A 10029-nucleotide genomic window follows, 5' to 3' on the forward strand; every position below is an offset into this window, starting at 1 on the left:
CGTTACGATCACTATTCAGATTTTGGCGATACCGTTAATCCCCGGCTGGCGCTTGTCTGGTCAACCACAAGGAATCTGACCACCAAACTCCTCTATGGTGAGGCCTTCAGGGCACCCTCTTTCTCGCAAACCCGTGCAATCAATAACCCTTTATTCATGGGGAACCCCGGGCTTGATGCCGAAGAGATGAAGAGCTATGAGATAGCCTTTGACTATCGGGCAGGTTACAACCTCACCCTTAATCTGAATGCCTTTTATTACAAATGGGAGGATATCATCCAGTTTGTTCCCGATTCGGGGGGGACTACCAGTACTGCCCAGAATGCCGGCAAGCAAACCGGTCATGGGCTGGAATTTGAAGCCCGCTGGCAGCCGACGGATCGCCTCGAATTGATCGGTAATGTCGCCTGGCAAAAATCCGAGGATAAAAACACCGATACCGATGCGGGCAATGCGCCGGAAAAACAGGTGTATGTCCAGGCCGATTGGCAGTTTATGCCAAATTGGTACATGAACGTGCAGACCAACTGGGTGATGGATCGCAACCGGGTCACAGGTGACCCTCGCTCCGATATCGATGACTATGCGATTGTGGACCTGACCCTGCGCCGCAAATCGGTGTGGGAAAATGTTGATGTCGCCTTGATCGTCAAGAACCTCTTTGATAAGGATGCGCGAGAACCCAGCCAGAACTCAGACCTCGGTCCACTTATTTATGATGACCTGCCATTGGCGGGACAGACTGTAATGGCCGAAATTCGTTATCAATTCTAGGGATTGCTGTTAATAAGTGGTCAGCAGGATACAAGGATGAAAAACTTTTTTTCATGTGACAAGGTTGATTGGAGCGCCGTATTTTCCCGGCTGTTGCTCTCGATGGTTGTCATCTCGTTTTCGGGGCTTAGCAGTGAGACCGTCAGTGCTGAGCTGATGGTGCTTTACCCGGAAGTGAAAGCGCCGTTCTCGAAGGTGTTCGAGGATATTTCTGAGGGGGCCAAAGAGAAATTCAACGGCCATACCAGCCTGGTTGCGCTGGATGATAAGGCGGATGCAGGGGCTGCCATTGCTGCGAAGAAGCCCGATGTGGTACTGGCCCTGGGCAAGCGCAGTCTCGCCAGTGTGAATGCCGCTGGCAGCCAGGTTCCCCTGGTTCTGGGCGCGGTCAACAGCGGGGAATATGCCTATCCCGGAATCCTGATGGTCCCGGACCCGGAAGTCGTATTGGATAGGCTGCTGATGCTGGCGCCGAACGTAAAACGTGTGCATGTCATTCAAAAAAGCAAGGGCGATGATCTCCAGTTAAAGGGTGCGCAGGAATACCTCGCCGGCCGTGGCGTGCAGCTGATGATTGATTACAGTGCGGATCTCAGGGAAGCTGCTTCGATCTATGGCAAGATGCTCGAGAACGCCAATTCCGGTGACGCCGTGTGGATCCTCCAGGATGGATCCTATGTCAACAGTGCTATTTTTTCGCTGTTGCTGGATGCTGCCTGGAACAAGAATCTGGTGGTGTTTTCTTCAAACCCCCTGCACGTTAAACACGGTGCACTGTTTGCGGTGTATCCGGATAACAAAAAAATGGGGGCAAGCCTGGGGGAGATTGCCAATCAGGTTTTGCGGAAAGAAGCGGACCCGAATATGAAACCGCTTCGCGATGTGCTTGTGGCGGTTAACGAACGTACCGGCAATCACCTGGGCATTTCCCTTTCAAGTGATGTGAGAGGAAAAGTTGACCTTGTCCTCCCGGCCAGGTAAGTCGCGATAATGGTACGATCATCGCAAAAAAACGCGGGCAGTATGAAATTCAGGCATCAATTGAGCCTGATTTTTGTTGTGGGCATATTGTTTATGGCGCTCATAACCTCCATTGCTGTCAGCAACATTTCCAGTCAGATCTTTCGCGACCGTCAGGTTGAACAAGGGCTACAGGTGGCGAGTTCGCTTGCCAAACAGAGTGAACTGGCACTGCTCTATCAGAGTAAGGAAAGTGCCAAGGTGCTGGTTGACAATGCCCTGAATTTCCCGGGGGTTAAATCGGTGGCCGTGCTCACCGAAACGGGCAAGGTGTTGTACAGCAGCAGCGATACAGTGGTGCAGGTCAATCACCGCCCGGAAGGACCAGAATTGGTCCGAGAGGATAAGAAAAACTGGTTATTCAGTGCGCCGGTGACCGCCGGGGAGTCCCAGGAAAATATCTGGAACGAGTTTGACGCCGCCCAGCCAGAGGCGCAGGAGCTGTTGGGCTATATCTATCTACAGGTAGGCAAGGATACCGCCATCCTGATGGAGCAGAGTATTCTGCGCAGCAACCTGCTCATTTCCCTCGTCGTGGCAGTCATCCTGCTGCTGATGTTGCTTGGCATTTCCCGCCGCCTGACCAATCCCCTTGAGAAGCTTGCCGAGACCATGAAGCGTGCTGAGCAGGGCGATTCGATTATCCGTGCAGACCTGGGCGGACCGGCTGATATCGCCGATATGCAACACGCCTTCAATTCGATGATGGAAGCACTGGAAAGCCGTCAGCAGGAACTGATGCGGGCCATGTCGGCAGCACTTGAATCGGCCCGTATCAAGGGTGAGTTTGCGGCCAACGTGACCCACGAACTCCGAACCCCAATGAACGCGGTGCTCGGCATGCTCGATCTGCTGATGACCATGGGCTTGAGTTCAAAACAACTCGAATATGTGGAGACCGCTAAGACTTCAGGTGAAGGCCTGTTGGAGCTGATTGACGAAATCCTGACATTCTCTGAAATCGATTCGAACAATCTCACCATCAAGAAGGAAGAGTGCTCTCTTCGCGAACTGTTCGACGAAGTGATTAGCCTGTTGGCCAACCAGGCACTGAAGAAAAAAATTGATATTGGTTACCTGATAGATGAGCGTGTGCCCCAGGTGATCAATGGAGATGGTTCGCGTATCCGGCAGGTGATCATTAACCTGGTGGGTAATGCCATCAAGTTTACCGAGATTGGTGAGGTGTCCATTTATGTCAGCTGTGATGACAACATCGCGGAGGGCGCAGAGGGACAGAATATTCTGATTGAAGTGCGCGATACGGGAATCGGTATTTCTGAAGAAAACCAGCAGCGTATTTTTGATGCATTCACTCAGGTCGATTCATCCAGTACCAAAAAATATGAGGGGACGGGACTGGGATTGGCCATCAGCAGGCAGATCGTTGAGCTGATGGGTGGCACCATTCGGGTTTCCAGTGAGGCTGGGAAGGGTAGTTCATTTACGTTCACGATGCCGAGTGGCGTTGTCGCTGAGACCCGCCAGGTGTCCCAGTCTGCCTCGAATCCGGCCTTTGCCGGTAAACGGGCGTTGTTGATTGACAACAGTGCCATCGTCGGAGCGTATGGCTCCCAGCAGCTCAAGCAGCTGGGGGTTGCGTGTACCGTCATCAATTCCGGCATCAATGCCCTGGAGTACATCAGGCAGTTATCCAACAAGGGGGCAACCCTGGACATACTGCTGATCGACGAAGATATGCCAGGTTTGCGTGCGCCCGACTTCCTTCGCCTGGTCCGGGATGAGAGTTCCGTTCGCGATTGCCTTATCGCGGTTCTCAACAATCCCTGGGATAAGGATTGCCCGGAAAAAATTGAAGCGGTTTCCTACCTGAGCAAACCCCTCAAAACCGGCGAGCTGGAGGCCTGTCTCGAACAGCACCTGCTGGGTGCGGTGATGGAAGCGAGACAGGGCAAGGGCCGCACCATCGAAAAACTCTACAACCGGCCGCGCCACATTCTGGTGGTCGATGACAACCGGGCCAACCAGCAGGTGGCAATTGGCATGCTGGAGCGGATGGGGTGTCAGTGCCAGTTGGCGGAAAATGGCAAGGCTGCCGTTGAGGCAGTTGTCCGGCAGCGCTTTGATATGGTGCTTATGGATTGTTACATGCCGGTGATGAATGGCTACGACGCCACCAAGCAAATAAGAATGTATGAGGATGGCCGGGCCGGGACGCAGGGCATGCCGATAATTGCCATGACCGCCAACAACACCCATACCGAGGCTGAGCGCTGTACCGCAGCGGGGATGGACGATTTCCTGTCCAAGCCACTGCGAATCGATGTGCTGAAAAAGATGCTGTTAAAGTGGGTGCCGGCTGATCAGGGCGAATCGATGGTTGCTGCTGATGGACCGGAAGCCATGGAAGACGTTGTCGGGGAAGATCAGCAGATCCCCGGGCACAGCTATGACCCGCTGGTGGTCCAGGAGCTCAAAAACAGCGTCGGTGAAGTGCTCGTCTCGATGATCGAGGCCTTCCTGGAAGACACCCCCGTCTATCTGCAGTCCCTCCAGCACGCGATTCTCGACAGCGACGCCAAAAAAGTTCGCGAGCTCGCCCATACCGTTAAGGGCAGTGCCCTGAATTTTGGGGCAAGGCGCGTTGCGGATATCGCCAAGATACTGGAAGAAAAAGGCGCCACCGATGACCTTGTGGGTGCGGAGAATCTACACAAGCAGTTGAAAGAAGCCTATGTCCTGCTCGGCAAGGCATTGCAGGATTACATCGTCGAGAATGATGAATCCCAGCGGGTAACGGGCAGTAGCTATCATATTCTGGTGGTGGACGATGATCGCTCCATGCGACTGGCGCTGAAAAACGTCTTTAAAACCGAAGAATATGTTATCGAAGAGGCGAGCAATGGCATGCAGGCCATTTCCCTGTGCCAGCGCAATATGCCGGATCTGGTGTTGATGGACGCCATGATGCCGGAGGTGGATGGCTTCGCGGCCTGTGAGCGGATACGACAATTGCCCAACGGCGCGGATACGCCGGTGTTGATGGTGACCGCACTCGAAGATGAGGAGTCCATTGTCAGGGCATTCGCGTCCGGCGCCACGGATTATATTCCCAAACCCATTCACTTTTCCGTGTTGAAACAGCGCGTGGCGCGCCTGATTCAGGCGAACAAGGTCGAAAAACATGTCAAGCAACTGGCCTACCACGACCCTTTGACAGGCTTGCCCAACCGCACCCATCTGATGCAGCAGTTGCGCCTGATGCTGAACCGCGCGCAACTGGAAGAAAAACAGGTGGCCATCCTGTTCCTGGATCTGGATCGTTTCAAAATGATCAACGACACCCTCGGCCACGATGCCGGGGATCTGCTGCTGAAGGCGGTGTCCGAACGGATTCGCCGCTGCGTCAGAAGCCAGGATTTTATCGCCCGGCTGGGGGGCGATGAATTTACCGTGATTCTCGAAGGGGTTACCGATCTGGAAACCGTATCGAAAATTGCCGCCAAGATTTGCGATGCCCTGAGTCAGCCATTTGTCTTCCTGCAGCAAAAAATGTTCGTCACCACCAGTATCGGTATCTCCGTGTTCCCGCAGGATGGCGAAGATATCAGCACATTGATGAAACATGCCGACTCCGCCATGTTCCGGGCCAAGGAGCAGCGCAACAATTACTGTTTCTACGTGGAGGGGATGGAGGACGAAATCGCCCGCCGGATGGAAATCGAGCGCGAGCTGAGGCACGCCATTGAGGGCAATGAACTGGTGCTGTTCTACCAGCCGAAAATGGATTTTGTCAGTGGTGAGCTGATGGGTGCGGAGGCGCTGATTCGCTGGCAGCACCCACGGCACGGGATAATCTCCCCGGATATGTTTATCCCGATGGCCGAGGAGTCCGGCCTGATCAATCAGATCAGTGATTGGGTGCTGGACAATGCCTGCCGGCAACTCCACAACTGGGTCGAGGAGGGGCACAACATCCAGATGGCCGTTAATCTGTCCAGTAAGGATATCCAGCTGGATGATTTCCAGGGGCGAATAAGGCAGCTGGTGGAACAGTACCGGATTCCGCCCAAATCCCTGGAGTTGGAAATTACCGAAAGCACCTTGATGGAAAATCCCGAGGAGCTGGAAGTGGAGTTGAACGCCCTGCGGCAGATGGGGCTGACCCTGGCGATCGATGATTTTGGCAGCGGCTTTTCATCCCTCAACTACCTGAAGCGGCTGCCGGTGGATGTGCTGAAAATTGACCGGATGTTTATCCGCGATCTGGAAAAAGATGAAAATGACAAGGCGATTGTCTCAGGTATCGTTGCCCTTGCCACCAGCATGGGGCTCAAGACGGTAGCTGAAGGGGTGGAGAACGAAGCGCAATACCAGATTCTGCAAAAGCTCGGTTGCAACATCTGCCAGGGCTACTATTTCAGTAAACCGCTACCGATTGACGAATTTGCAGAAAAATATTTCCGGCAGTCCGTTTTAAGCTGATTTCCGGGTGGGGTTCTGGTGTCGCGTCGAAATCCCCGCTCTCTCCTGCTTTCGCTTCTATGAGATAATGTGGACTATTCGTTAACAGTTGTTCCCTATGAGCCAGTTTTTTTCCATTCACCCTGAAAATCCCCAGCACCGTCTGATTCACCAGGCCGTGGAGATTATCAGGGGCGGCGGCATTATCATCTATCCCACGGATTCGGCCTACGCCATCGGCTGCCATATCGGCGACAAAAAGGCGCTGGATCGGATTCGGCTGGTTCGCCACCTGGATAAGCACCACAATTTCACCCTGGTATGCCGCGACCTGTCAGAGCTGGCGTCCTATGCCAAGGTGGATAACCAGATCTACAGAACCCTCAAGGCGCACACGCCCGGTTCCTATACCTTCATCCTCGAAGCCACCTCGGAAGTGCCGCGCCGCCTGATGCACCCGAAGCGCAAAACCATCGGTCTGCGGGTGCCGGCAAACCCGATTGCCCTGGCATTGCTGGAGGAGTTGGGCGAGCCCCTGATGAGCGTGACGCTGATCATGCCCGGCGATGACTACCCCCTGACGGATCCCTACGACATTCGCGACATGCTCGAACACCGCGTCGATCTGATCATCGACGGGGGCTACTGCGGATTGGAGGCGACCACCGTGGTGGATCTGACCGGGGACGCTCCGCAAATCATTCGCCAGGGTGTCGGCCAGTTCGAAGATTTCCAGCTTTGAAGGCGGCGGCTGGTGCGCTGCTGGCCGAGACCGGGAATCACAGTATAATGCGCCTTTAGTCCCGTATTGGCCGCAGCTTCATGACATCTGACTCCGCCCCGGAAGGGGAAGTACTCCAGGGCGATCACTCTGCCGCAATGCCCCCTCATCCCACCCAGGAGGAGATGCCCTTTGCCATGGTGATGGGGCGGCAGATTACGGAGCTGCCCAAGGATTTGTATATCCCTCCAGAGGCACTGGAAGTATTTCTGGAGGCTTTTGAAGGCCCCCTCGATTTGCTCCTCTATATGATTCGCCGCCAGAATCTGGATATTCTGGAAATCAATGTGGCCGAAATTACCCGCCAGTACATGACCTATATCGACATGATGAAAGCCATGCAGCTGGAGCTGGCGGCGGAATACCTGTTGATGGCGGCGATGTTGGCGGAGATCAAATCCCGCATGTTGCTGCCACGGCAGGCGGCCGAAGAGGAAGAGGATGATCCGCGGGCGGAACTGATTCGACGCCTACAGGAGTACGAGCGCTTCAAACAGGCCGCCGAGGATATCGACGAGTTGCCGCGCCTGGGGCGGGATGTCTATGCGGCGTCCGCCGGGGAGCCGGATCGCCAGCAGGAGCGTCCCCACCCGGACGTGGCGATGCGGGAGATCCTGCTGGCCCTGACAGAGGTTTTACAGCGCGCGCAAATGTTCGAAAGCCACAAGGTGCAACTGGAAAAACTCTCCACCCGCGAACGCATGTCCCAGGTGCTGGAGACATTGCGCGGCAAGCAGTTTGTGCCCTTTGTCAGCCTGTTTCGCCTGAAAGAGGGGCGCGGTGGCGTGGTGGTGACCTTTCTCGCCATTATGGAGCTGATCAAGGAATCCCTGGTGGAAATTGTGCAGGGTGAGGCCTATGGCCCCATTCATGTGAAAGCGCGCTAACGGGTGACGAGAGCATGGATAACGATCAACTGAAGAAAATCATTGAAGGTGCGTTGCTGGCGGCGGGGCGCTCGCTGGATATTGGCCAGTTGCAGGGCTTGTTCGACCTGGACCAGATGCCGCCGAAAGACCAGTTGCTGGCCGTACTGGACGATATCGGCAATGACTGCCGCGGCCGCGGCTATGAGCTGAAACTCACCGGCAGCGGTTACCGGTTCCAGGTGTGCCAGGAACTGGCGCCCTGGATTAATCGCCTGTGGGACGAAAAGCCCAAGAAATATTCCCGGGCACTGTTGGAAACCCTGGCGCTGATTGCCTACCGACAGCCGCTCACCCGCGGTGATATCGAGGAAATTCGCGGGGTCTCCGTCAGTTCGGAAATTATCAAAACCCTGCTGGAGCGGGAGTGGGTGCGCGTGGTCGGTCATCGCGATGTGCCGGGCCGCCCGGCACTCTATGCCACCACGCGCGAGTTTCTCGATTACTTCAGCCTGAAAAGCCTGGAACAGTTGCCGGCATTGAACGATTTCCGCGACATCGACAGCCTGGATCCGGAACTGTCCCTGGATATGGCAGATCGGGGCGGAGACACAACCGACCAGGAGCAGTTTTCTGAAGAACCCGGAGAGCCCGCTGTGGAGGACGATCAATCCATCGTCGTTGCAAACGCCGATGATAACGGGATAACACAGCACTAATGAGCGAAAAATTACAGAAGGTGCTGGCTGCTGCCGGCTATGGCTCGCGCCGTGAGCTGGAACAGTGGATCAGCGATGGTCGGGTACAGGTGAATGGCAAGGCTGCCAAGCTGGGCGACCGGGTTTCTCCCGAGGATACCGTGGTGGTGGATGGCAAGAAAGCCAAATTGCTTCCTGCCGACCAGCGCATCCGCGTGCTGCTCTACAACAAACCGGAGGGAGAAGTCTGTACCCGTTCCGATCCGGAAGGGCGCCAGACCGTCTTTGACCACTTGCCCCGAGTGACCGGTGAGCGCTGGATTGCCGTGGGGCGCCTGGATATCGGCACCACAGGGCTGCTGTTGTTTACCAACAACGGTGAACTGGCGAACCGGCTGATGCACCCCTCCTATGAAATCGACCGGGAGTATCTGGTACGGGTGCACGGCACCGTGGACGATGCCATGATCAAGCGCCTGCGCGAAGGGGTGTTGCTGGAGGACGGTATCGCCAAATTCAGTGATCTGGTGGCCGGAGAACGGGTGGGCAGCAACGGCTGGTACACGGTGGCGTTGATGGAGGGGCGCAATCGCGAGGTGCGCCGCCTGTGGGAGTCACAGGGTGTCGAAGTAAACCGCCTGAAACGTGTGCGTTTCGGACCGATTTTTATGCCCTCCTTCGTGCGCCGTGGTCAATGGATCGAGTTGGATGACAAGTCACTGGCGGACCTGTTGGCGGTGACGGAGATGTCAGTGCGCAGGAAACAGCGCCAGCAACCCCCCCAAGAGAAAAAGCGCTGGGACCGGCAGCTGAAGCGGCTGCGCGCCAAAGGCCCGTCCTCCCGTTAGTATCATGACCGGGCTGCGGGCGGGTTTGAGTGGCTGCGGGTTTGCCCGTAGACTGGAGAGCGAATTCAAAGGCGCTGTCGTCATGCCGGAATATCAAACATGCAAAAACGTGCCTTTGTAACGGGCGCCACCGGCTTTGTCGGCGGGGCCCTGGTCGCGCAGCTGGTCGCCGCGGGCTGGCAGGTGGTGGCGCTGGTGCGCGCCCACAGTGACACGGCCAGATTGCCGTCCCCGGGTGTTGCGCTGGTTGTCGGTGACATCTGCCAGCCAGAGGGACTGGCGGATGCCATGGCCGGTTGTTCGGTGGTCTTTCACTGCGCGGCCCTGACCGGTGTCGGCCACCGCATTGACGATTTCTATCGCGTGATTGCCGGGGGCACCGACAACCTGCTTGGGGCGGCGCGGGCATCCGGCATCAAGCGCTTTGTCCTGGTCAGCAGCGTGGCGGTTTATGAGCTGGATGGCGCCTCGCGCTGCGATGAGCAACAGCCGCTGCTGAACAGCAGTATCGACCCCTACGGGTGTGCAAAAATTCGGGCGGAGGCAGCCTGTCTGGCTGCGCACCGGCAAGGTCAGTTCGAGGTCAGTATCGTCAGGCCGGTGTTTATCTATGGGCC

The 10029-nt window shown here is 56.0% G+C and carries 8 protein-coding genes; all 8 read left to right on the forward strand.

Annotated elements, in window-relative coordinates; genetic code table 11:
• Positions 1-774: TonB-dependent receptor plug domain-containing protein (locus ABY948_RS08585; RefSeq protein WP_461482119.1), on the forward strand; the 774-nt coding region annotated here is incomplete at its 5' end.
• A 36-nt stretch (positions 775-810) separates the two neighbouring features.
• Positions 811-1755, forward strand: coding sequence for an ABC transporter substrate-binding protein (locus ABY948_RS08590; RefSeq protein ID WP_461482120.1), 945 nt, complete (start codon positions 811-813; stop codon positions 1753-1755).
• 93 nt (positions 1756-1848) lie between these two features.
• Complete coding sequence (locus ABY948_RS08595; protein ID WP_461482121.1) at positions 1849-6240, forward strand: EAL domain-containing protein; 4392 nt, start codon at positions 1849-1851, stop codon at positions 6238-6240.
• 97 nt (positions 6241-6337) lie between these two features.
• Positions 6338-6961, forward strand: a complete 624-nt coding sequence (locus ABY948_RS08600) for an L-threonylcarbamoyladenylate synthase (protein ID WP_461482122.1) — start codon at positions 6338-6340, stop codon at positions 6959-6961.
• Between the two features lie 80 nt (positions 6962-7041).
• Positions 7042-7887, forward strand: a complete 846-nt coding sequence (locus ABY948_RS08605) for a segregation and condensation protein A (protein ID WP_461482123.1) — start codon at positions 7042-7044, stop codon at positions 7885-7887.
• A 14-nt stretch (positions 7888-7901) separates the two neighbouring features.
• Positions 7902-8585, forward strand: a complete 684-nt coding sequence (gene scpB / locus ABY948_RS08610; protein WP_461482124.1) for an SMC-Scp complex subunit ScpB — start codon at positions 7902-7904, stop codon at positions 8583-8585.
• Complete coding sequence (rluB, locus tag ABY948_RS08615; protein WP_461482125.1) at positions 8585-9412, forward strand: 23S rRNA pseudouridine(2605) synthase RluB; 828 nt, start codon at positions 8585-8587, stop codon at positions 9410-9412. Before scpB ends, rluB begins: the two co-directional genes overlap by 1 nt.
• A gap of 99 nt (positions 9413-9511) precedes the next feature.
• Positions 9512-10029 (forward strand): NAD-dependent epimerase/dehydratase family protein (locus ABY948_RS08620; protein WP_461482126.1); only part of this gene is annotated, 518 nt, incomplete at its 3' end.

The sequence above is a fragment of the Porticoccus sp. genome, from assembly GCF_041592135.1.
In the GTDB taxonomy this organism is placed as follows: domain Bacteria; phylum Pseudomonadota; class Gammaproteobacteria; order Pseudomonadales; family Porticoccaceae; genus Porticoccus.

What these genes read in the sequence shown, in the direction of transcription:
- ABY948_RS08595 (WP_461482121.1), top strand. Translation starts at nt 1,849, where the DNA reads ATGGCGCTCATAACCTCCATTGCTGTCAGCAACATTTCCAGTCAGATC.
- scpB (WP_461482124.1), top strand. Translation starts at nt 7,902, where the DNA reads ATGGATAACGATCAACTGAAGAAAATCATTGAAGGTGCGTTGCTGGCG.
- rluB (WP_461482125.1), top strand. Translation starts at nt 8,585, where the DNA reads ATGAGCGAAAAATTACAGAAGGTGCTGGCTGCTGCCGGCTATGGCTCG.
- ABY948_RS08605 (WP_461482123.1), top strand. Translation starts at nt 7,042, where the DNA reads ATGACATCTGACTCCGCCCCGGAAGGGGAAGTACTCCAGGGCGATCAC.
- ABY948_RS08590 (WP_461482120.1), top strand. Translation starts at nt 811, where the DNA reads ATGAAAAACTTTTTTTCATGTGACAAGGTTGATTGGAGCGCCGTATTT.
- ABY948_RS08600 (WP_461482122.1), top strand. Translation starts at nt 6,338, where the DNA reads ATGAGCCAGTTTTTTTCCATTCACCCTGAAAATCCCCAGCACCGTCTG.